The 22640-nt window shown below is 70.0% G+C and carries 17 protein-coding genes; 9 read left to right on the top strand and 8 right to left on the bottom strand.

Annotated elements, in window-relative coordinates; translation table 11 throughout:
- Positions 1-22: 22 nt before the first annotated feature.
- Positions 23-1819, bottom strand: a complete 1797-nt coding sequence (locus AB0M67_RS38580; RefSeq protein ID WP_365752509.1) for a trypsin-like serine protease — start codon at positions 1817-1819, stop codon at positions 23-25.
- 401 nt (positions 1820-2220) lie between these two features.
- Between AB0M67_RS38580 and AB0M67_RS38575 the strand changes: the two genes are divergently transcribed.
- From AB0M67_RS38575 to AB0M67_RS38565, 3 genes are all read left to right on the top strand, one after another.
- Entirely contained in the window at positions 2221-2769 is a 549-nt protein-coding gene (locus AB0M67_RS38575) for an RNA polymerase sigma factor (protein ID WP_365752522.1), read from the top strand.
- A complete protein-coding gene (locus tag AB0M67_RS38570) occupies positions 2762-3781 on the top strand; it encodes a CU044_5270 family protein (protein ID WP_365752507.1) in 1020 nt (339 codons plus the stop codon). Before AB0M67_RS38575 ends, AB0M67_RS38570 begins: the two co-directional genes overlap by 8 nt.
- 230 nt (positions 3782-4011) lie before the next feature.
- A complete protein-coding gene (locus tag AB0M67_RS38565; protein ID WP_365752505.1) occupies positions 4012-4785 on the top strand; it encodes a polysaccharide deacetylase family protein in 774 nt (257 codons plus the stop codon).
- 33 nt (positions 4786-4818) lie between these two features.
- Here AB0M67_RS38565 and AB0M67_RS38560 read toward each other — a convergent pair whose 3' ends face one another.
- Positions 4819-5490, bottom strand: coding sequence for a hypothetical protein (locus AB0M67_RS38560; protein ID WP_365752503.1), 672 nt, complete (start codon positions 5488-5490; stop codon positions 4819-4821).
- A 176-nt stretch (positions 5491-5666) separates the two neighbouring features.
- On the opposite strand from AB0M67_RS38560, the gene AB0M67_RS38555 reads away from it, so the two are divergent.
- From AB0M67_RS38555 to AB0M67_RS38545, 3 genes are all read left to right on the top strand, one after another.
- Positions 5667-6896 (top strand): HupE/UreJ family protein, encoded by a 1230-nt coding sequence (locus AB0M67_RS38555; protein WP_365752501.1) that lies wholly within the window; start codon positions 5667-5669, stop codon positions 6894-6896.
- Between the two features lie 133 nt (positions 6897-7029).
- Positions 7030-9006 (top strand): metallophosphoesterase family protein, encoded by a 1977-nt coding sequence (locus AB0M67_RS38550; protein ID WP_365752499.1) that lies wholly within the window; start codon positions 7030-7032, stop codon positions 9004-9006.
- Between the two features lie 121 nt (positions 9007-9127).
- Entirely contained in the window at positions 9128-10225 is a 1098-nt protein-coding gene (locus tag AB0M67_RS38545; protein WP_365752497.1) for a DUF916 domain-containing protein, read from the top strand.
- 166 nt (positions 10226-10391) lie between these two features.
- Here AB0M67_RS38545 and AB0M67_RS38540 read toward each other — a convergent pair whose 3' ends face one another.
- Positions 10392-11708 carry a peptidase gene (locus tag AB0M67_RS38540; RefSeq protein ID WP_365752495.1) on the bottom strand — a complete coding sequence of 439 codons (1317 nt, stop codon included), beginning with the start codon at positions 11706-11708 and terminating at the stop codon, positions 10392-10394.
- Between the two features lie 628 nt (positions 11709-12336).
- Between AB0M67_RS38540 and AB0M67_RS38535 the strand changes: the two genes are divergently transcribed.
- Positions 12337-14028 (top strand): hypothetical protein, encoded by a 1692-nt coding sequence (locus AB0M67_RS38535; RefSeq protein WP_365752493.1) that lies wholly within the window; start codon positions 12337-12339, stop codon positions 14026-14028.
- A 78-nt stretch (positions 14029-14106) separates the two neighbouring features.
- On the opposite strand, the gene AB0M67_RS38530 is transcribed toward AB0M67_RS38535, so the two are convergent.
- Complete coding sequence (locus AB0M67_RS38530) at positions 14107-14655, bottom strand: DUF4232 domain-containing protein (RefSeq protein WP_365752491.1); 549 nt, start codon at positions 14653-14655, stop codon at positions 14107-14109.
- Between the two features lie 325 nt (positions 14656-14980).
- Entirely contained in the window at positions 14981-17320 is a 2340-nt protein-coding gene (locus AB0M67_RS38525; protein WP_365752489.1) for an esterase-like activity of phytase family protein, read from the bottom strand.
- 496 nt (positions 17321-17816) lie between these two features.
- On the opposite strand from AB0M67_RS38525, the gene AB0M67_RS38520 reads away from it, so the two are divergent.
- Together AB0M67_RS38520 and AB0M67_RS38515 are read left to right on the top strand one after the other, a co-directional pair.
- Complete coding sequence (locus AB0M67_RS38520; protein WP_365752487.1) at positions 17817-18638, top strand: hypothetical protein; 822 nt, start codon at positions 17817-17819, stop codon at positions 18636-18638.
- 207 nt (positions 18639-18845) lie between these two features.
- A complete protein-coding gene (locus AB0M67_RS38515) occupies positions 18846-20090 on the top strand; it encodes a serine hydrolase domain-containing protein (protein ID WP_365752485.1) in 1245 nt (414 codons plus the stop codon).
- Between the two features lie 40 nt (positions 20091-20130).
- On the opposite strand, the gene AB0M67_RS38510 is transcribed toward AB0M67_RS38515, so the two are convergent.
- Genes AB0M67_RS38510 through AB0M67_RS38500 form a run of 3 tightly spaced genes read right to left on the bottom strand, consistent with a single transcriptional unit; the run spans position 20131 to position 22635 of the window.
- On the bottom strand, positions 20131-20877 hold the full coding sequence (locus AB0M67_RS38510; RefSeq protein ID WP_365752481.1) for an oxygenase MpaB family protein: 747 nt from the start codon (positions 20875-20877) through the stop codon (positions 20131-20133).
- The gene (locus AB0M67_RS38505; RefSeq protein ID WP_365752479.1) at positions 20874-22136 is read right to left on the bottom strand and encodes an MAB_1171c family putative transporter; all 1263 of its coding nucleotides are present in this window, start codon (positions 22134-22136) and stop codon (positions 20874-20876) included. The genes AB0M67_RS38510 and AB0M67_RS38505 overlap by 4 nt, the downstream gene beginning before the upstream one ends.
- The gene (locus AB0M67_RS38500) at positions 22129-22635 is read right to left on the bottom strand and encodes a hypothetical protein (protein WP_365752477.1); all 507 of its coding nucleotides are present in this window, start codon (positions 22633-22635) and stop codon (positions 22129-22131) included. Before AB0M67_RS38500 ends, AB0M67_RS38505 begins: the two co-directional genes overlap by 8 nt.
- Positions 22636-22640: the final 5 nt, after the last annotated feature.

The raw sequence follows: 22640 nt of genomic DNA, 5'->3' as shown, positions 1-22640 counted from the left end.
CGGCCGGAGCGCCCGCCGCCGCTCAGAACAGCAGGTTGTACTTGTTGTAGCCGTCGGCCAGCCACTTGCGCGGACCGAAGATGTCCACGCTCGCCTTGCCGGTGCCCGGGTACAGCCACAGGGTGCCCTTGGTGTCCCGCGCCATGATGTCGGCACGGCCGTCGCCGTTGACATCGCCGGAGGCGATCAGCGACGTGAAGTCCCAGCCGGTGCGGACCGTGATGCGGGCCGAGAACGGCGTGGTGGCGCTGCCCGTACCCCGGTACAGGTGCACGCGGTTGGCGGTGTCGCGCACCAGGAGGTCTGCCTTGCCGTCACCGCTGTAGTCGCCGCGGCCGAAGACCTTGTAGCCCTTCAGCGACCCGGTGGCGAACTTGACCCGTGCGTTGTACTCGCCGTTGCCCTTGCCCGGGAACACCCAGCCGTTGCCCGCCGTGTCGAGGGCCACCAGGTCGGGGCGGCCGTCCCCGGTGACGTCACCGGGCACCGCGTACGAGGTGTAGGCGGTCCCCGACACCGTCGTCACGGCGATGTTCTTCATCGTTCCGGTGGCCGGGTCGCCCTTCAACAGGTGCAGCCGGCCGTCGGCCTTGTCACGGACCAGGAGGTCCCAGCCGCCGTCCCGGTCGATGTCCGTCTGGAGGCCCCAGGACAGGGTCCCCCAGCCCGACCCGAAGTTCGTGGCCGGGTTGAGCGAGGTGCCCTTGCTGGTCTGGACGGACAGGTTCCCGGACGACGCCCGCACCACCAGGTCCGCACGGCCGTCGTAGTTGTAGTCGGTGTCGTTGATCCGCGGCTCGGCCGCCCAGGTGTACGGCGACACCTTGGTGAACACCGAGTAGGCGCCCTTGGCCGTACAGCCCTCGACACCCCACGAGACGATGCCGATGACCTTGCCGCCGACGATCAGCGGACCACCCGAGTCACCGCTGCAGGTGGCCTTGGTGCCGTTGTCGGCGCCGGTGGCCGGGGTGCCGGCGCAGATCATGCCGCCCTCGACGAAGTAGTCCTTGCCCAGGATCTTCCGCATCGCGGTGTTGCAGGTGGTGTCGCTGACCAGCGGCAGGCTGACCTTGCGCAGGTTCGTCGCCAGCGCGTCCGACGCGCCCGAGGTGACACCCCAGCCGTAGACGGTGGCGGTGGTGCCCGCCTTGTACAGCGCGCTGTCGTGTGTCTGGGCCAGCCGCAGCCACTGCTGCTTCAGCGGCCTGTCCAGAGTGAGTACGGCGATGTCGTTGCGCACCGTCGCGTCGTCGTACGAGGCGTGCTGCCACTGGCGCGTGACGCCGGTGAGGACGCCGTTCGACTCGGTGCTGGTCACCCCGGAGTTGACGACGCCGTAGCTGCGCCAGTCGAGTCCGTTCACGCAGTGCGCGGCGGTGAGCACCTTGTTGGGGGCGACCAGGGTGCCCCCGCAGAAGTAGTACTCGTCGCGGGCCTCGTCGGCGTACCAGAGCTGGACCATCCACGGCGCGGTGGCGATGGTGGTCCCGGTGCCGCCGATGATGAACGGCGACGGGGTGCTCGTGTCACCCGCCGTGCTCGGCTTCTTGGGCGCGGCCGGCGCCGGCTCCTGCGCCCGCCGGGCGGCGATCGCGCGGCCGGCGGAGACCACGCGCTCGCGCAGGGTGGCCTCGTCGGTGACGGTCTTGCCGGCGACGGAGCCGCCGACGGTGGCACGTGCGGTACTGGCGCCCGTGCGGGCGGGGCCGTCCACCGCCTGGGCAGGGCCCGCCGCGGGCAGCGCGAGAACCAGCGCCGCGCCCGACAGACAGAAAAGTGCCGCGCGGCGTACGAAGCCGCGCTTGACAGGTATCACTCGGTTTCTCCGAATCCCCCAGAAAAAAGCATCGGACTGCCCGAGGGACACACACGCTCGCAACGCTCAATGAATCGGCGGCTCAGACAACTTGGCCGACCCCCCACCGCGGAGCCCCCCTCCGGCGGAGCGATGCTAGGCCCCGGCGGCGGGGCCCGCCACCGCCTGCCGCGTACGCGGCGAAGTGTTCACCGAAATGTTTCTTCTTGCCGTGAGAAATCCGCTCCCCGGCGGCCCTGCGGAGCGTGAACTCGAAAAGGGACTCCGGGCAATAAGGAGCGAGTGCCACCGGGGCGCTCAGTGGGATCCCCTAGGAAACGGAGTCCTCCGTGATCGCCTCCATCGGGTACACCCCGAGAACGGCGGCCGTCGACGACGACGCGGAACTGATCGCGCGGTCGATGGCGGAACCCGAGATATTCTCCGAGCTCTTCGACCGGCACGCGGCCGAACTCCACCGGTACGTGCTGCGGAGGCTCGGCGACGGCCTCGCCGACGACATCGTCGGCGAGACGTTTCTGATCGCCTTCCGGCAGCGTCACCGCTACGACACCGAGCAACGGCACGCCCGCCCCTGGCTCTACGGCATCGCCGCGAACCTCATCGGCAAACACCGCAGAACCGAGCTGCGCGCCTACCGCGCCCTCGCCAGAACAGGTGTCGACCCCGTCACGGAGTCGCACGCCGACGCGGTCGAGGGCCAGGTCGTCGCGGAGGGCATGCGCGGCTCGCTGGCCACCGCACTGCGCAAGCTCAACGAGGGCGACCGGCACGTCCTGCTGCTCATCGCCTGGGCCGACTTCTCCTACCAGGAAGTCGCCACGGCACTCGGCATCCCCCTCGGCACCGTCCGCTCCCGGCTCAACCGGGCCCGCAAGAAGATGCGCGTCGCACTCGGCGGCATCAACCCCACGCTCACATCCGAGTCGGAGGAGAACGACCGTGCGTGATCTCGATGACCTGACAGCGCTGCGCGAACTGCGCGCGGACGTGCCGACCCCCAACGCGGCCCAGCTGGCCGGCGCCCGGTGGAAGTTGATGGCCGCGGCGTCGGAAGAGGCCCGCGGCGGCCCGGAGCACGGCCGACCCGGCCGGACGCCCGCGCGCCGTGCGACACGCAGGGCCGCGATCGCCGCTGTGTCGGCAGCCGCGCTGACGGTGGGTGTGCTGGTCGCCTCCGACGGGGTGAGCGGCTCCCGGAGCCCGCGTACGAACACGGTCGCATACGTCCTGGACGCGGCGGCGAAGAAGGCCGAGAAGGGCTCGGTATCGCTGCCGGGCCCGAAGCAGTGGGTGGTCCTGGAGACAGTGAGCTGTATGCCGCAGTGCTTCACCCGCGCGGAATGGGTGCGAGGGGATGGCAAGAGCATGGCCTCGGCCCGGGTGGACGCGAACGGTCGCATCGAGCCCCTGACGACCCACAAGGTGATGAGCGAACGGAACAATCCCATCGAGATCTACACGTCGCTCTCCCGACTGCCCACCGAGCCGCATGCCCTGCTCACACAGCTGAGGACGGACCCGAGCTTCCGGTGGACTCTCCCCTACGCGGGAGTGGCGGACTCGACCAAACACCGCCCGGGCACCCCTCTTGACCAGGTGACCCCCACCCTCGACGACGCGGCGGGCATGATCTTCGTGATCCTGGAAGCGGCGCCGATCCTCCCTCCCCAGGTGAACGCCGCCTTGTTCCGCGCGCTGAAGCTGATCCCGAACGCGCGGCTCGTCCCGACGGCACAGGACGGGCTCGACCGGCAGGGGCTGGGCGTGCAGCTCACCGGCAAGCAGTTCGACATGCGGCGGACCCTGGTCCTGGATCCGAAGACCTACGCCTACCTCGGCCACCGGATGCAGTGGCAGGGGGCGAAGTACTTCGACTACGCGTCCGCACGCAAGGCCAGTGGCATCGTCGATCGCCCCGGTCAACTCCCCCGCGTGGGCTCCGCGTCGCCCTCCGAGTGACCATCTGAATCGAAAGAGACGGCGCCGGCGCCGGCCCCGCGGTGGCGCTCGACGGTGCGGCCGGGCCGCCCCACGGGGTCCCGGCCGCCGCTCGCGGGGAGTTGTCCGCGAACTCCCCCGGGATTGTCCGTGATCGGTAACGGACGCATCCTTCGGCCCACGCGTCTCGTCCTGGCAAGTGGTCGCAAGGTGGCCGGGGATCGACAAGGGACTGCGCGTAAGGGGCGGACATGGCACGGCACGGCGGTGGGCGGGGCTGGTACGGCAAGGTGATCGGAGCGGCGCTCGGATTGACGATGCTCGCGACCGGTGCCTCGGTGTGGGTCACGCAGGCCGGTACCGCGGGTGCCTCGTCACCGAAGGCGACCGCGCCGAACGCGCCGCGCCCTGACGTCAAGCCGGTCTCGGCGGCCATCGCGCACGCCTCGGAGGAGGGGGAGCGCGGCCTCAACATCACCATCGACGACGGCCCCGACCCCGTGTGGACCCCTCAGATGCTCGACCTGCTGCGGAAGTACGAGGTGAAGGCCACGTTCTGCATGGTGGGGACGCAGGCGCAGGCCCACCCGGACCTCGTGAAGAAGGTGGTCGCGGCCGGGCACCGGCTGTGCGACCACACGGTGTCCCACAACACCGCCATGGACAAGGATTCCCAGACCTACCAGTCGAAGCAGATACTCGACGCCGAACGCATGATCACCAAGGCGTCCGGGGGCGTACGGCCGATGTACTACCGGGCGCCCGGCGGGGCCTTCACCCCTTACAGCCGTGAGCTCGCCGCTTCCCGGGGCATGCGCCCGCTGGGCTGGAACGTGGACACCAAGGACTTCGAGCTTCCGGGTACGGACGCCATCGTCGCCACCGTCGAGCGAGAACTGTCCAACGGACCGACGCTCCTCTTCCACGACGCGGGCGGTGACCGTACCCAGACCGTCGAGGCCCTGCGCCGGCTCCTCCCCCGCCTCAAGGAGCAGGGCTACTCGTTCGGCTTCCCGGTGCGCTGAACCCCGGCGCGGCCGGCCCCAGGGTCTCTCGCTTCACACCTTGTCGAGCCAGATCACGATCCCCGTCAGGTCGTTGAGCACCGCCGCGACCCCGGCCCTGATGGCGGCGGCGCAGCGCTCGGTGGTGAACGAGCCGGCGTCGTACGTCGAGGACGCGCCGAGCCCTTCGCCACGGAATGACGCGCCGGACCAGTCGACCGCCGTGACGTTGCCGGTGGGTTCGGCCAGTTCCGCCCCCACGACGAGGAACGGCTGTGACAGGTGGTTGGGGGTGACCGTCGCGAGGGGGTCGATGAGGCCGTTGCCCGCGCTGACGATGAGGTCGGGGCGCATGTCGATGGCTTCGCTGATGCTGGGTATGAGGTCGTGAGGGGTGTCGGCGACGACCGTTCTGAGGTCGGCGTGCTCCTCCTCGGCCCAGTCCTCGACCGCCGTCACGAGGGCCTTGGTCGGGCGGTCGTCACCCGTGGTGAGCAGGACCACGCGGTAGCCCTCTGACGGGTGGACCCCGGTCCAGGAGCCGGGGCGCGGTGTCGCGGTCGACTCGGGGGCGAGCGAGACGGAGGGGTCGACGAACCCCCCGCCGAGAGTGCCGACGGCGGTGGGTTCGGGATGTGGCCGTGACCAGTCGTCGCCGGAGCTGCATCCGGTGACCAGCGCGGTGGCCGCGGCCAGCGTGGCGACGGCCCGAAGCGGGGGGCGCAAGGCGATCTTCCTCCGAGTGGTGAGGGATGGTGCGCCTACATCCTCCTATCCCGGCTTCTGCCTCGTTCCTTCTCGGGTGTCGTCTTCGCGGTTGTTGTTCCGTTCTTCGTCAGGTGGCCGAAACCTGTTCACTCATGACATGCACCGTGCACTGGCAACCTGAAGGAGCCAGTCACATGTCACGACACCTCCGCCGCGCCCTCGCCGGGGTCACCGCTGCGGTGATCGCCCTCCTGAGCGTCGGCCCCTCGGCCGAGGCCCACGGATTCACCTCGACCGTATACGCCGACGTCTCCTCGGGCGAAGGGGGTCGTATACGGACGAAACTAGAGCTTGAGTACGACCTCTTCGTCGTCTCCGCCGCCGACTCCGAGAAGGACGATCCGCTCTTCCGCACGGGAAACGCCGCGTTCGAGGAGGGTGACACCCAGGCACAGGCCGCGGCGCTCAACGCCCACGCGAAGTCGGCCGTCTCGTATGTCACTCAGCGATTTTCGGTCACCTCGGGCGGCGCGGCCTGCGCGCCGACCCAGGTCGGCGACTTCACGATCGGCCGGCGGGAAGGCGTGCCGTACGCCGGTCTGCTGCTCGACTGGTCCTGTGCCGAGGAGGGCGAGGACCGCGAAGTGCGCAGCGGTCTGTTCCCCGACACCGAGACCTACGTCAGCGGCACCAAGACGATCGTCACCTACGAGATCGACGGCCGCTCCGGCAGCGCCGCGCTCGACGCCGGCCATCCGTCCTTCTCGATGGGGCAGTCGTGGTACGAGCGGTTCTGGGAGTTCTTCCGCCTGGGCGCCGAGCATCTGCTGGGCGGGATCGACCACATCCTGTTCCTGCTCGCGCTCATCGCCGGGTCACGGCGGCTGCGCGAGATCGTGCTCGCGGCCACCAGTTTCACCCTGGCGCACTCGGTGACGTTCATGCTCGCCGCCCTCGGTCTGGTCGATGTGCCGTCGAGGGTCGTGGAGCCCGTCATCGCGCTGTCGATCGCCGTGGTGGCCGGCTGGTACCTCTGGCGGATCGGGCGGCGCGGCGGCCACGCCACCGACCTCGACGTCGGCCTCGGCCTCGACGGGACGGCGGGGCGCGGTCACTTCGGCCTGGACCGCGCGGGCTGGACGCGGCTCGTGGTCGTGTTCTGCTTCGGCCTCGTGCACGGCCTGGGCTTCGCGGGCGCGCTGGGGATCGACGAGGCGTTCTCGTGGACCCTGCTGTGGTCGCTGCTGGTCTTCAACGTCGGTATCGAGGCGGTGCAGTTGGCGATCATCGCCGCGGTCTTCCCGCTGCTGACCGTACTGCGGCGCCGTGCGCCGACGGCCGGCCTCTGGGCGACCGGCGCGATCTCCGCGGGTGTGTGCGTCATGGGGCTGGTGTGGTTCACACAACGGCTGTTCGGGGTGTGAGACCGGCGCGTGTCCCCGAGAAAGTCCAATGTTCAACCTGGACGAGGGTCGCATTCGCATCCGGTTCACCAACGACCGGGAACTTATGGATTCCGAACACATCCACCAATGTGGGTAAAAGGAACGCAAAATAATGATACTCAGACCTTCTGCGCAGGCTTCCGGGCCTGCGCGACGCCGCGTGGCCACTGGCGCCGCGGCGGCGATCCTGGGCCTGGCCGTGGCCTTCGGCGGCGGCATGACGTCCCCCGCCGGCGCCGCTGAGCCCACCACGCTCACCGGCATCATCCTCGGTGTGGGCGCCAACGAGTCCCAGCGCACGGTGACCTGGTACTCCTCGGCCGACACCGCACAGAAGCTCCAGGTCGCCCCGACCGCGGAGCTCGTCGACGGCGGCTTCCCGGCCGGCGCCGCCACCTTCGACGCCATCGGCGGCGCGAACATCGCCACCAGCGGTGGCTTCAACCGCCACGCCACGATCACCGGCCTGAAGGAGCACACGCAGTACTCCTACCGCGTCGGCACCGAGGGCAACTGGTCCTCGGCGTACTCCTTCAAGACGCAGGACTTCGAGGGCGAGTACGACTTCCTGTTCTACGGCGACCCGCAGATCGGCTCGTCGGGCGATCTGGCGAAGGACCAGGCCGGCTGGCAGGACACCGTGGACGTCTCTCTCGCGGCCAACCCGAACGCCGAACTCCTGGTGTCGGGCGGTGACCAGGTCGAGAGCGCCAACAACGAGTCGCAGTGGAACTCCTTCCTGGCACCCGACAAGCTGCGCCAGTACCCGTGGGCCGCCACCATCGGCAACCACGACGTCGGCGGCAAGGCCTACGAGCAGCACTTCTCCACCCCGAACACGGACCGCTCGGGCCCGCTGTACTCCAACGGCAACCCGGCGTCCAACACCTCGGGCGGTGACTACTGGTATATCTACAAGGATGTGCTGTTCATCGACCTCAACAGCAACAGCTACTCCACCGCCCAGGGCGGTGGCGGCGACGCGGCACACCTCGCCTACGTGACCGACGTCATCAACAAGCACGGCGCCGAGGCCAAGTGGAAGGTGCTCACCTACCACCACGCGATCTACTCGCCGGCCGACCACGCCCAGGACTCCGACAACAAGGTCCGTCGCGTCGACTTCCCGACCACCTTCTCCAAGCTCGGTGTCGACCTGGTCCTCCAGGGCCACGACCACAGCTACTCCCGCAGCTACCTGATCAAGAACGGCGAGAAGGCGAACCCGGCCGAGCAGCCCGGCGCCTCCGACGTGTACGCCGGTCCCGGCGGTGTCCTCTACGTGACGGGGAACTCCGCCTCGGGCTCGAAGTACTACGACATCACCAAGCCGGACAACAGCGGCACGAGCGGTGCGGGCAACGGTGCGGACCCGCTGAACCCGGACAGCTACTGGTACAACTCGGTCCAGAACCAGGAGCACGTCCGCACCTACGTCAAGGTTCAGGTGCGCAACGACAAGCTCGTCGTCGAGAACGTGCGCAGCGGCACCTGCGCGGCTCCGAACGCCGCGGTGGAGCGGGGCAACTGGTGCAACAACACCGCTGAGGGCCAGCCGGTCGGCTCGCTCGTCGACAAGGTCACGGTCCACCCGTACCACGGCGACGGCCAGGACCTTCAGGTCAACGTGCCGAACGCCGCTCCGGGCGAGTTCGGCTGGACGATCGACGGCTACAACGGCCTGGTGGACCTCGGCACCGCCAAGGAGACCAGCGGCACCCACTTCGAGGCGAACGGCAAGATCAACCCGATCGTCGTCTCGGACAGCCGCCGTTCGCTCGCTCCCTGGTCGATCTCGGCCAACGTGAGCGACTTCAAGGACGCCACCAAGACGTTCTCCGGCTCCTACCTCGGCTGGACGCCGCGTGTGCTCGTGAACGGCGCGGGCTCCAAGGCGGGGACGAAGGTTGCCTCCGGCTACGACGACCAGGGCAAGGGTCTGTCGGTCTCGCGCGGCCTCGGTTCGGCCGAGCAGGGCCACGCACGGGGTACGGCCAAGCTGGGCGCCGATCTGGCGCTGAAGATCCCGGACAGCGTCGAGAAGGGTGGCTACCGCGCCACTCTCACGATCACCGCGCTGAGCAGCTGAGCAGCTGCCCCGTGCGGCTGATCCGAGCTGCTGATCCAAGCAGCTGATCTGACCCGTTCCACCGGCGGGGCAGGCGCCTTCGGGTGATCTGCCCCGCCTCCCGTGCCAGGAGAACCCCGACATGCTCACGCCCGTATCGCGCCGGAAGACCGGCGTCACCGCCCTCGTCCGTACCGTCGCCCGCCGTGCCGCCGCCCTGCCCCTGCTCATGGCCCTCGCGATCGCCGGCCTGTGTGCCGGGCCCGCTCAGGCGGCTGACGGCGACGTCACCTGGACGGTCAGGACGGCCGCGAACGGGTACGGCGACGACCGGTCCAGCTACAGCTACACCGTCAACCCCGGTGGCCAGGTCAAGGACGCCATGGTCGTCGCCAACCGCAGCAAGTCCCCGCTGGAACTCACGGTCTACGCCGCCGACGGCTTCACGACCGACACGGGCCAACTCGACCTGCTCACCCAGAACAAGAAGTCCGTCGGCATCGGCGCCTGGGCCCACGCCGGCCGCGGCAGTGTTGTGATCAAGCCAGGCAAGTCCGCCGAAGTCCCCTTCACGGTCAGCGTTCCGGGCAATGCCACACCCGGCGACTACGTGGGCGGCATACTCACCTCCCTGAAGCAGGCCGACGATGCCGAGGGCATCAACGTCGACCGGCGTCTCGGCATCAAGGTCAAACTGCGGGTCAGCGGCGAGCTCAAGCCGAAGCTCGCGATCGAGGACCTCCAGGTGGACTACTCGGGCTCGGCCAACCCGTTCGCCAAGGGCGACGCCACCGTCACCTACACGATCCACAACACGGGCAACGCCCTTCTGTCGTCCCGTCAGACGGTGTCGGTCTCGGGCCCGTTCGGTTGGCCCCGGACCGAAGCGGGGGATGTCGCCCCGCCGCCGGAGCTGCTTCCGGGCGAGAGCTGGAAGATGAAGGTGCCCGTTCACGACGTGGCACCCGGAGTCAGCCTGACCGCGACGGTGACCCTCACGCCCCTGCTCACCGACGCGTCGGGCTCCACCACCTCGCTCAAGCCCGTCGAGGCCACCGCGCACGGCTGGGCCGTCCCGTGGACGCTGTTGCTGCTGATCGTCGTACTGCTCGCGGCCGTCATCGGTACGTTCCTCCTCACCCGCCGCGCCCGCGCACGCCGCACGGCGCGTGAGGACGCCCGCGTACAGAACGCCGTCGAGCAGGCGCTCCGCGACAAGGAGGAGGGCCGGCAGAGCTGACCGGCGCTGGGCCGGGCCTCGGCGTCGCGCGAGGGTCAGGGCCGGTTCCGGCGAAGGCATCGTCGCGCCGCGCACGCACGTGAAAAGGGCGCCCCCCCCGGACAGGGGAGGCGCCCTTTCGTATGACGTGGCTGGATGAGGCCACGTCAGAAGGCCGTACGGGTTGTCAGGAGGCGGAGCCGGCCCTGCGGCGGCGGCCGACGTAGACCGCGACGGCGCCGAGGGCCAGCGCCGCGCCGGCCGCCCCGGCGAACCCCGGGAGGGCCGAGGGGGAACCGGTGCTGGCGAGGGAGCCGGTGCCGGCGGCGTCGCTGCCGGAGTTCACCGGGGTGGTGGAGGTGACGCCCTGCGCCTTGTTGTCCGGGGTTTCCGACGTGGTCTTGCCGGGCTTGGTCTCGTCGACCTTCTCGGGAACGCTGCCCGCGGCGAGGAGTTCGAACTCGTACTCGGTGGAGAGGTTGCCGCCACAGGACGCGTCGTCGTTGATGTAGTCACCGGAGACGAAGGCGAGGCCGACCCCGGCCGGGGCCTTCGCGTCGACCTTCAGGCGCAGCTTCACGTTCCCGTGGGCGCCGTCCTTCAGCGGACCGACGGAGCCGGTGCGGCTGCCCTCTCCCACGTTCTTCCAGGTCGGGGACGCGGTGGTCGACCACTGGAGGTGGAAGGCGTCGTCGATGACGTGGTAGCCGCTCTTGTCCGTCGCGTGGAAGTAGACGCGCGGGGAGACCTTGTCCAGCGCCTTGCCCGTGCCGTTGGTCACGCGGAGGGAGAAGTCGGTCGTCGAGCCCGCGACGATCTTGGACGGCAGGCCGGTGACGACCGTCCTGAGCTTGCTCTCGAAGACGCAGTCCGGCCCCTCGTCCCGGGCGTCGGCGAGCGCCTTGTCGGCGACCTTCTTCACCTTGAGGGCCGCTTTCATGGCTTCCTGGACCTTGGAGTACTCCCGAACGGCGGCGACGCGGGCGTCGTCGGAGACCCGGTAGGCCGTCGCGGCCTTCTCGTCGGCGGTGGCCTTGGCGTCCGCCGCGGAGAGGGCAGCGGTCTCGGCGTCGGCGACAGCCTGCTCCGCGGCTGCCTTCTCCGCGTCGGTGGCGGTCTCGGGCAGCGCGGCGAGTGCCGCCTTGGCGTCGACGAGCGCCTTGTCGGCGTTCGCCTTGGCGGTGGCGGCGTCGTCCGCCTCCTTCTCGGCGGCTTTCGCGGCGACCCTGAGGGGCGCGTCATCGGCGAGGGCGACTTCGAGGACGGCCCGCGCGGTCTTCTCCGCGGCAACGGCGTCGTCGTACGCCTTCTGTGCCTTCTCGGCGGCCTCCTCAAGTTCCTCGATGGAGGGCTTGTCCCGCTCGTCCTGCGACTGCGCCTGCGCCTGTGTCTGCGACGCGGCGGACGACGTGGCGTCGGCGAGCGCCGGAGTGACGGAGAGCAGGACGACGGGGGTGGTCACGGCGGCGACGACGGCCGTGGCGAGAATGCGGCGAATCTTCAACGGAGTCCTTCGCGGGTCCGAAAACCGGGTTCGGAAAGCAGGTTCAAGAAGCGGGTTCAAGAAGCGAGTCTGAGAAGCAGGTTTGAGAAGCAGGTTCGTAAAAGAGTTGAGGCAGCCGCTGCGGCAGCGTCCACGCAGGGCTTCGCCGGTGATCGTAAGACCGGAATCACGTATATCGGAAGCGTGTAAAGAACGTGACCGGTGGGGCACACCGCTCGCACACGGCGGGCAATCGCCTCATAAGGGGATAGTTGCCTTCCCCGTACGGGCCATTTTAGTGATCCATGTCATTTTATGGAGGCGCCCCTAGGGCCCAGAGACCCACCTCGGGGCCCGACTCGGCCTGTGCACCGCCTCGGAAGCGGAGAGAAGTGCCCTTCGGAGCCGTCAGGTTCGGGGTGTGACGACGGTGTCGGCTGTGCCGGGCCGGCCGTCCGACCCGGCACGGGTCGCTACGGCGAACAACCGGCGACCCTGAAGAGTTCGCAGGTCAACCCCCAAGTGAACAGCTGCCGGATCCGCCCCGACTGAGCCCTCAAGTGGGCCCGTGGACCCTGCGTATAGGCCCTGAAGCGTTCCTAGGCTGCTGCCGGTCGGGGGCAACGACGGCATGGGGTGGGGAGCACGGATGAAGGGCGGCCGTAGGTTTCGACGTCGGCATCGGCATCGGTACGAACGTGGTTGGAGCGACCGGCTGCGGCATGACCGGGGGCAGGGCGGGGCCGAGTACGCCGCGATGGTCGGGGTCGTCTCGCTCGTCATCGCGGCGATCGTCGGTCTGAGTGTGCCCGCCGACGAGGCGACCGGACTGAAGAGCGCGGTGTGCCGAATACTCCACCCGCTCAGCGGCGCCGAGGCCTGCTCCTCCGGCGACTACGCGGGCGACGGGAAGGGCGACGGAGGCGACGACGGGGGCGGAGGCGGCCCCGACGATCCCTTCGTACCCAACGGCGACCCGTTCGAGCCCGCACGGTGTCTGCTGTCCCAGGATCAGACCAAGGACACCGTCGTCATCCAGATCGTCTTCATCAAGATCAGCAGCTCGGAGACAGTCAAGCTCCAGCAGTGGTCCGACGGCACCGTCACCCTGGAACGGGTGAATGAGACCTCCGGCGGGGTCACGGCGAGCATCTCCGCGGGTATCCCCGGCCTGAAGGACTGGGGCGGCAGCGCCAAGTTGAGCGGCACCTTCCTGGCGGGCAGCGGCAGCGGCGGGCAGTGGCTCTTCAACGGGCACAAGAGCGACGATCCCCAGGCGGACCTGGCGGCCAACCTGAAGGACGCGCAGCAGTTCGCCGCGTATCTCAAGGCGAACGACGGCTGCAAATTCCAGAGCGGCTACAACCCCGGGGCGGCGATGGGAGCCTGCGCCCAGGACGCGGCCTCCAAGAAACCGGATCTCGAACCGGAGTTGGCGCCGGACGTCGACATCACCAAGACCTCCATCGAGGCGTCCGGTAACGCCAGCTTCGGCGGAAAGTTCAAGGGCAACGGCAAGGGCGGCAAGGACGCCGGAAAGAGCGACGGCCCCAAGGATCTCGGCAAGATCTCCGGCGAGGTGCTCAACGGCACGATGACCGAGGACGTCGTCGTCATGCGGTCCCACAGCGGTCCGAACGCCGGGAAGATCACCTTCATCTACACCTTCACCGTCAAGGGCTCGGCCGGCGCCGGCGGAGTCGCCACCGGCGAGCGGATGCAACAGGTCTCCGTCACCTACGACGCCGCGGCCTACGACCAGGAAGAAAAAGACGGCGCCTCGCACCACCCGGAGAAGCTGCTCATCACCACCAGCCAGGAAGCCGGGGACGGCACGGGCCTCAAGATAGAAGGAGGCGCCAACGCCGGTCCCGTGACGATCGACGTCGGTGGCGGCGGCGGATCCACGAAATCACAGATACACACCGAGTCGGCCGAAGTCATCCTCGACAACGACACCGACAGCACCACCGTCGAGGACTGGCTGCGCGGAAAGGGCAACCCCGCCAAGAACCCGCTGCCTTCCCCCTCCGACGCGGCCGAAGTACCCGACTCCGATGCCAGCGACCTCGAACGGCTCCTGCACGACAAGGGGAAGCTCAGCAGGCTCGACTACAACGCCAACACCGACTGGTGGAACGCCTCGCTCGGCATCGGCTTCGGTATCTCCGCCGGACAGATCTCCCTCGGCTTCAAGATCTTCGGCATCGAGATGACCCACGAGTCCAAGAACCAAACGATCACCGGCAATCCCACCTACGCCACCGGCCCCAAGAGCGGCGGCGCCCGGCCCTGGGTCGAATGGAAGAACTGCACTCAGACCAAGCCCATCCCCACGTAGACCGCCTCCGCGCCGAGCTCCCCCTTTGCACGGTGGGGTAGCTCGGCGCGGGCGCGGGGTTGGGCCGGTGTACGGGCGTCAGTTGGCGAACGGCACGGCGTCGGCCCGCTTGGCGTGCCAGTTAGTGGTGATGGGCTCGTCGACCAGAACGGTGCTGGGGAGCTTGAGGGAGACGGCGTTGGTCTCGTCGCCCGCGACAGCGATGATGAGCCGGCGGAACTCCTTGCCGTAGTCGGTGTTGGTGGACTTGGGGCTGATACCGGCGTAGGCGGCGGTGGAGCCGGAGAGCTTGATGGTGTCGGTGACGGCCTGCTCGGCGGGGGACGCCTGCGTGTCGGGGGCGGAGCCGAAGGCGGCGGAGGGGATGGTGCCCTCCAGGTAGCAGGTGATGCCGGGCTTGGCCTTGGCGGTGACGAGGTAGTAGCCGCCGGCCTGCGTCTCCTCGCGGACCTTGAAGGTCAGGTCGTTGGTTCCGCACGCCTGTCCCCACCCGTCCTTCTGAACGGCGTCGGCGGTGGATCCGCCGTTGTCGGCGAGGGCGGTGGCGGTGCCGGCGGCCGTGAGGGTCGCCGCGGCGATGGCGGTCAGGACGAGACGGGCGGTACGGGTGGCGAGGCGCGAAAGCATCGGGAGCTCCCTGTCGTGGAAGTGTGGTCGGCCAGCGGAACGCTTGGACGGCCACAGCTTGTGCCGCGATCCGTCCCGCCCGCCACAACAGGCCGTAACTACGGGACGCTGGAACGCTGGAACGGGCGCTGACCAGCACAGATATCAGCTGCCTGGGACGTGCGGCTGGGACACGGAAACGGTGGGGACACCACAAACGGCCGCCGGCGGATCGCCGGCGGCCGTGCGGGATTCTGTCGTGCGGGATTCTGTCGTGCGAGACGACCGTGCGGGACGATCGTGCGAGACGGCTGTGCGAGACGGCGCCGAGGAGCGCCGCGGAGGATCAGTCGCGCCCGAAGATCTTCCTGCTGGAGCCGAGGTGCAGGAAGACGGTCTCCCCCGTGGAGTTGTCGAGGCCGTCGTTGTCGGTCACGGCGTAGACCTCACCGTCACCGGCCACGGTCAGCCCCTCAAGCTTCTCCTGGGTCCAGCCATTCGTCGCGCGCAGATCGGGCAGCACATCGTGGGCGAGCTTCTTCGGCAGCACCGGCAGCTGACCCGACGGCGCCGCGGACTTCGGCAGGTCGACGGTGTAGACCCGCTTGATCTTGGCGGACGGGCCGTTCAGCTTGTCCCGCTCGATGACGGCGAGCTTGTCGCCGACCACGGTGATCTCGGAGAGGCCGATCCAGTCACCCGGGGTCGTGGTGGTGCCGAGCCGGTAGCCGTACCAGCTCCAGGTGCCGGCCGCGACGTCGTACCGGCCGAGCCGGACGACCCCGGCCGGGTCGGTCTTGACCTCACGCTGAAGCGTGGCCCAGACCACCTCGCGACCGTTGCGGTCGGTGGTCGCGGTGACTCCCTCGAAGCCCTGTCCCCCGAGCCCCGCGGCGAGATCCGCCGGCAGCGGAACGACCTGCTGGGTATACCCGGCGCTGTTGAGCCTGACCAGCTTGTTGCCCGCACCGGTCGCGCCTTCCACAGCGAGCCAGAAGCCGCCCTGCGGCCGGGCGTAGATGCCCTCCGCGTCGTAACCGACCGGCCGGCCGTCGGCCCCCTTGACGGTCAACGACCGGGTGATGACCGCCGGTTGCCGTGCCGCGTCGATGGTCAGAATCTCGGTCGTGGAGAACGCGGCGTCGGTGACGCTGTAGAGCTGGTGCGACTTCCCGGGTACGGCGGAGAGCGCGCCGAGCACGCCCCAGCCGATCGGCGCGCCGGTGGAGTCCGACGACGAGACGATGCTCGGGAACGCGGGGGCGCCCTTGCCCAGCCGGAAGACACTCACCGAGGAACGCACATTGACGGAGGCGTCGTCCTCTTCGCTGGAGACCGCGAGCAGACCGCGCGACGGGATCGGCAGCAGCCCCTCGGGGCCGTTGGTGGTGGCCAGCACCTGGCGGAAGACCGGGGCGGTCGGCCGGCTCAGGTCGTAGACGGCGACGAAGTTGCTCCGCTCCGAGCCGACGAAGGCATAGCGCACACCGTCGAACTCGGCGATCGCCAGGCCTTCCGGCTCGGTGCCCTTCTTCTCGGCCCGGCCCTCGTTGTGCAGCCCGTAGCGCACGGCGAGGGACTCGAAGCTGTTGCCCGCGTCCCAGACGACCTTGCCGGTCCGGCTGTCGAAGATCGACCAGCCCCGGGTGCCGCCGCGCCAGTCGCCCTCGTTGGCGGTCGCCAGATAGCGGTCGTCGATCCAGCCGACCGAGTCGGGCTCGCGCGGCACGTCAGTGATCGAGCCGGTCAGGTCGATCGCGCCGTCCTCGACGGTGTCGATGCCGTTGACCGACGCCGTACCGGCGCTGAAGGCCTTGGTGATCCTGCCCGTCGGCAGATCCAGTGTGACGATGCCGTTGTTCTCCTGCAGCGTCACCACGAGCTGGTTGCGGCGGTTGATGGAGACGTACTCCGGCTCCGGGTCGGTCGGCTCGGTGATCCCGGCGGCGACCAGGGCGGGCAGCGCCTTGCCGTTCGACTGGGTCAGCGGCACGGCACGGGTACGCCACTGCTTCGGCGAGTCACCCTTGAGGTCGACGATCCGCACGAAGCCGGCCGGCAGCTGGGGCAGGTCGCCCTCCTCACCGCCGGGCGGGGTCGCCTCCTCGTCGCGCTCGTTCTCGATCGCGACGGCGGCGTACCGCTTGTCCTTGCTGATCGCGATGGAGTCGGGCTGGCCGCCGAGGTCATGGCTCGCGACCCGTCGGCGGTCGCGCAGAGAGATGACATCGAGCCGACCGGACGGATGGGTGTAGTCGGCGCTGGTGTTCACCACCACCAGGACGTACTGGCCGACCACTGCCACCGAGGTCGGCTCGTCCTCGACGTTGCCGAGTTCGGCCAGCGACAGCGTTCCGAGCCCGCGCGGCTTGCCGGGGTCGCTGAGGTCGAGGAAGCCGATCCGGCGCGCCGCCGCGTCGGTGTGGACCAGGGTCCGGCCGTCCTCACTGGTCGCCGAGATCTCGGCGACGGTCGGGGAGGCCGGGTCCTCGCCGGCCGGCCGGTTCTGGAAGACCGGGTAGGTCGCGGTGCGGTCGAAGGCGACCGGCCGCCGCGACTCCTGGTGGGAATCCCGGTGCGACTCCTGGCGCGAATCCTGGTGTGCGCTCGCCGCGCCCGTCCCGACCAGCATGCCGGCGGCGACAGCTACGGCTATGAGCGCGGCGTAGGTTCTCTTAGGGGGCATCATCTCTCCGTTGCACGACAGTGATCGGGCAGGATCGTCCCACCTGCGGGCGAGCGTGGAACGGCATCCGGGTGAACAGCCAACGACGACCGGCCACGCCGCCGGTTCGGCGGGGCCGGGAAGGATCCTGTTCGCATCCGCGTTCCGCGAACGCGCTGTCTCACTGCCGGCTTGCCGTGTTGGTCCCGGTCCGTCCGGGGATCCGGGGCCCGCACCGCGTACCGGCCGGCTGTCGGCGAACAATCTTCGCGAGAGCAACACACAGACTTCGCACGGCCTCCCGCGGGTGCCGTTACGTTGTTGCCCGCTCGATCAAGAGTGCGAACTTGAACCGGCCGCCGGATTTCCTGGCGGCGCAGTCAGCACAGAAAGATCGCGGATGGACTACTGCTCCTCGTGCCGTCGGACCCTCAACGGGGCGCTGGTGTGCCCCGGGTGTGGCGCGTACGCACCGGACATCGCGCCTCCCGGCCACCGGCAGGGCGCCGCCGCACCCATGACCGTGACAGCGGCGGAGACATGGCGGACGCGGGAATTGGGGGTTTCGGCGGATCCGGCGGTTTCGGCGGATTCGGCGGATTCGGCGGATTCCTACGGAGCTCCTCACCCCGATGACGGGCCGGCGGCCCCCGATGCTCTCGGCGCCTCGCTCGCTCCCGGTGCCTCCGAGGACCCGACGGCGGACGCGACGGGCTCCGGGACGTCCTACGACTCCGAGCACGCCGCCCCCGCGACACAGGGCCGCGCCGCCCGGCGCCGCCAACTGGCGCGCTGGAAGAAGCAGCGGCGCCGGGCCGTGGTCGCGTCGACCGTCGCGCTCGTCGGGGGCGGTCTGACCCTCGCCGTGCTGCCGTCCCGGCCCTCGACCGGACACGACACCCAGGCCTCCGCGACACCGGAACCGAAGGCCACGGCCACGATCGGGACGGACGCCACCGAGACCGACTCGTCGTCCGTACGGCCGCGCACCCGCGATCCACGGGATTCCGGCGGCGCCGACTCGTCCGCGATCACCGCCCCACCGCGGCGGGCCACCACCGTGGTGGCCACGACCGCTACGAAGAACCCGCGGCCGACCGCCATCGCCGCCCGTCCGCCAGCGACGACGAGCACAAAGCCGCCGCGCACCACCGCCCCCGTGACGGCCGACGAACCGCCCGCCACGGCTCCCCCGGCCGCGGAGACGGCCACGCCGCCTCCTCCCCCGCCCCCGTCCACGCCCGCCGACAACTCCCAGGCGGACACGCCGCCTCCGGGCTCCGCGCCGACCACGACGCCACCGGACCGGCTCTGCCTGCTCGTCCTGTGCATCGGCTGACCGGCCGCGCCGGCTGACCGTACGCATGACCTGGGGGTCGCCCCCCCAGGGGGGTGGACCTTGCTCCACCCCCCTTTCGGGAGCAGGCCACATTCCCGTGGCATGCCTGACACGGACAAGCTGAGGACATGCCGGCGCACACGCGTCCGGCCCGTCCGGCCCGTCCGACCAGTCAGGTCGGTCAGTCAGTCCTGGAGGAGCTCCCGCATGTCCGACAACACCCTTGCCCCGGCTTCCGCTCCCGCCCGCCGCGGTGGCCCCCGGCGCAATGACCCCCGGCGCAGGGCGACCGCCCTGATCGCCCTCACGCTGGTCGCCGGACTGGGTCTGCCCGCCGCGTACAGCGCGGCCTACGCCGACGAGAGCACGGGGGCCGGGACGACGGTCGCGCGGCAGGACACACTGAAGGACACGCGGAAGGGCGTCCAGCGGATAGCCGACGGACTCGTGGCCGACGGCAAGCGTCCCGCCGCGCTCATCAGTACCCGGGAACGGGACGGCCGTACGCGTACGTACACCGCCGGCGTCGGCGACCTGGCGACCGGCGCTCCGGTCCCGGCCGACGGGCAGGTGCGTATCGCCAGTAACACCAAGACCTTCACCGCGGTCGTGGTGCTGCAACTCGTCGGCGAGGGAAAGATCGACCTCGACGCGCCGGTCGAGACCTATCTGCCGGACCTCCTGCGCGGCGAGGGCGTCGACGGCCGTCGGATCACCGTACGGCAGCTTCTCCAGCACACCAGCGGGCTGCCCGAGTACACCCAGATCGTGGCCGAGAACTACGGGGAGTTCCAGCACCGTTACGCCGAACCGCGCGAGCTGCTCGACCTCGCCCTCGAAGGCAAGGCGTCATTCCCCCCGGGCACCAAGTGGGAGTACAGCAACACGAATTACATCGTCGCGGGGCTCCTCGTCCAGAAGATCACCGGCCGTCCGCTCGCCGAGCAGATCAACAAGCGGGTCGTCGAACGGATCGGGCTCCGGCACACCTACTTCCCGGCGGCCGGTGACATGACGATCCGCGAGAAGCACCCCAAGGGCTACTACGCCGACAAGCCCGGCGCCCCGCTGCGCGACGTCACGGAACAGGACCCCTCCTGGGGCTGGGCGGCCGGGGCCATGATCTCCACCAACAGCGATGTCAACCGCTTCTTCACGGCCCTGCTCGACGGCCGTCTGCTCAAGCCGGCCCAGCTCAAGGAGATGCGCACCACCGTCCCGGCCGAAGGCGATCCAGTCCCCGGCACCCGCTACGGACTCGGCCTGATGAGCAGGCCACTGTCCTGCGGCGGCCTCTCCTGGGGCCACGGCGGCGACATCCCCGGCTACGAGACCCGCGGCGGCGTCACGGAGTCGGGCCGGTCGGTCAACATCGCCGTCACCGTCCTCCCCACGGACCTGGCCGGGGCGATGGAGATGGACAAGGCGGTGGACACGGCACTGTGCCGCTGAGCCCCCTCGGGGTGGCGCGAGCCGCCGCGGCCCCTCGGGCTCACTCGTCTAGCGCCCCGCGCCGCCGGGCGCGGGCGCGGAGCGCGTAGGTGACCAGGGCGCGGACCGGGGCCGGTGGGCGGCGTACCGTCAGGGCCGTGCGTAGCGGCCGGTCCAGGAGTGACGCGGCGACCGCCGGGGCCAGTGGGGCCAGCGGGGCCGGGAGTCGGGCCGCCAGTAGGCCCTTGCTGGTGGCGGCCCAGAGCTCGCGGCCCGCCTCCGTGGGGGCGAAGTGACGGGTCTCGTAGTCGCGCATCCAGCTCTCCACGGCGGCCAGGTCGCCGACCGGGTCGCCGCCGGGGAGCGGGGACTCCGGCAGGCCGAGGGCGTCCGCGAGGGCCAGGTGGAAGGCGTACGCCCCGTCCCGTTCCGCTTCGGTGGCGGGCCGGTGGCCATGGGCGTCGATGAACCGCAGCGGGCATACGGTGAAGCAGGCCAGTACGTAGTGCATCAGCTCGGGCGTGATGCCGGGGCGGTCATGGACCCGGCGCAGCCCCTCGACGACCCGCCGGCCCTCCGCGCTGTCCAGTCCCTGTCCGATCAGCGTGAACATGGCCACGCCGGTCGCCTTGGCCCGGCCGCGCGGCTCGTTCGTCATCCGGCCGGTGGCGGCCAGTACGTGGGCGATGTCCGGGATGCCGAAGGTGCGGACGAAGCCGAGGGTGAGTCCGACCCGGGACTCCTCCGGCATCGTCTCCAGGACGAGTCGCGCGTAGGCGCGGTACGCGCCGCGTGTGCCGGCGGTCATTCGGCCGCGGTGGCGACGGCAAGCGCCTCGCCGGTCAGGGGGGCGTACAGATAGCGGGCGACCCGTACCAAGTGCGCGCGCTCCTCGGCCGGTTCCGCGTCCAGGCCGGGCAGGGGGGCCTGTTCCTCGCGCGGGCGCGGCGGGGTCCCGGCGTTCAGCGCCTCGCCGGCGAAGCGCAGCGCGGCGGCGACGATCAGCGCCGCCCGGTCGCCGTCGTCGAGGCGGGCCCGCTCGGCGACGCCGGTGGCCGCGGTGATCACCGCCGGATCGACCCACGGCCGCAGCGTCAACTCCCCGTCGCGTATCTCCAGTCCACGCCTCGCGGTACGCCACTCCAGGTCCCGGAACGCCAGCCGCTCGGTCCAGGCCGACGGGGGCGCTTCCAGGGCCAGCCGCCGGTCCGCGCGGTACACCAGATCCCACAGCGGGCGCAGGGCCTGGTAGTCGTGGCGCCGGCGCGTCCAGGCGGCGACGGCCGGTCCGGCGAACCCGGCGGTGATCAGTACGGCTCCGAGCGCGGCGAACGCGGGGCCCACGGCGGTGCTCAGCCACTCCACGCCCTCGACCTCCGCGAAGGCCGCACCGATCGCGATGAGCTTGCACACCACATAGCCGCAGGCCACGACCCCGCCGACGGCGATCAGCCGGATGCCCCGGCGCAGCCACCCGTGCGGCAGCCCGGAGGCGTGCCCTGAGCACACCCGGCTGATGTCGATCAGCGCGAAGCCGAACAGCGCCTGGTAGATGACGAGGAACACCGCGATCCGCGGACTCGTCGCGAAGGTGGTGTCGAATGTGAGGGGCGTCTCCGGGCTGACCGCTCCCCCCGTGAAGAACAGGACGATCATCACCGGGACCAGCACCGCGAACACCGCGAGCCGCCGGCGCACCCAGCGCCAGGTGTCGGCGGTCGCCCCGTCCCACACCCGTGAGTTGGTGCGCTCCTTCGGCGGGGTCCACATCCGTGCCAGCACCACGGCGGCGGCGGAGAAGCCCGTGATGCCGAGATAGACGAGCAGAGTCGCCAGGTTGCCCCGCCCCGTGAGACGGTCGATCAGCCGGTAGAGCACCGGGGACGCCACCACGAACGCGGTCGCCGGGGCCGCGATGGTCACGGCGACGACAAGCAGACCGTGGGACGGATCCCGCCGCCACGCCCGGAACTTCAGTACGGCCACGACCCAGGCGACCGTGCCGATACCGAGGTAGACCGCGTTGAACGGCGCCTCGGACATGCCGGACGCGCCACCCTCAGACATGCTGTCCCTTGCGATGCTCCAGCGCGGGGGCGAGCTGGGACGTCGTCCCGGCGCCGGGCGCCAGCACGAGAATGCGCGTCAACTCGGCCCCCAGGATCTCCGCTTCCTCTTCCGCGGCACCATCGTAGTGCGAGCGGCCGAGGACCAGCCGGATCATGTCGGCGTCGATCGTGGGCAGTTCCACATGGGCCGGGTCCTCGTCGGCCGCCGGGGCCTCGGCCAGATGCCCGCAGAGGAGATGCGCGAGTTCATGGCAGATGATGTGGGCCTGATGCAGATGCGAGGTCTCCTGCTCGAAGTAGATCACGTCGGATTCCGCGCGGCGTTCGACGAACCCCGACGGCTCGTCCACCCGCATCCGCCGCGGAACGAGCCGTACGGGACGTCCTGACCGGTCGGCGACGGCGGCGCACAACTCCTCGACCGTGCTCAGCCGCGGCAGATCCAGCTCTCTGACCATGGCCCGCATCCGGCGGCGGGTACGTCCAAGATCTCGCACGATCT

This window comes from Streptomyces sp. NPDC051662, from assembly GCF_040681655.1.
Lineage (GTDB): Bacteria > Actinomycetota > Actinomycetes > Streptomycetales > Streptomycetaceae > Streptomyces.
The sequence above is the reverse complement of the archived record's forward strand: the minus strand, read 5'-3'. Positions and strand labels throughout refer to the sequence as shown.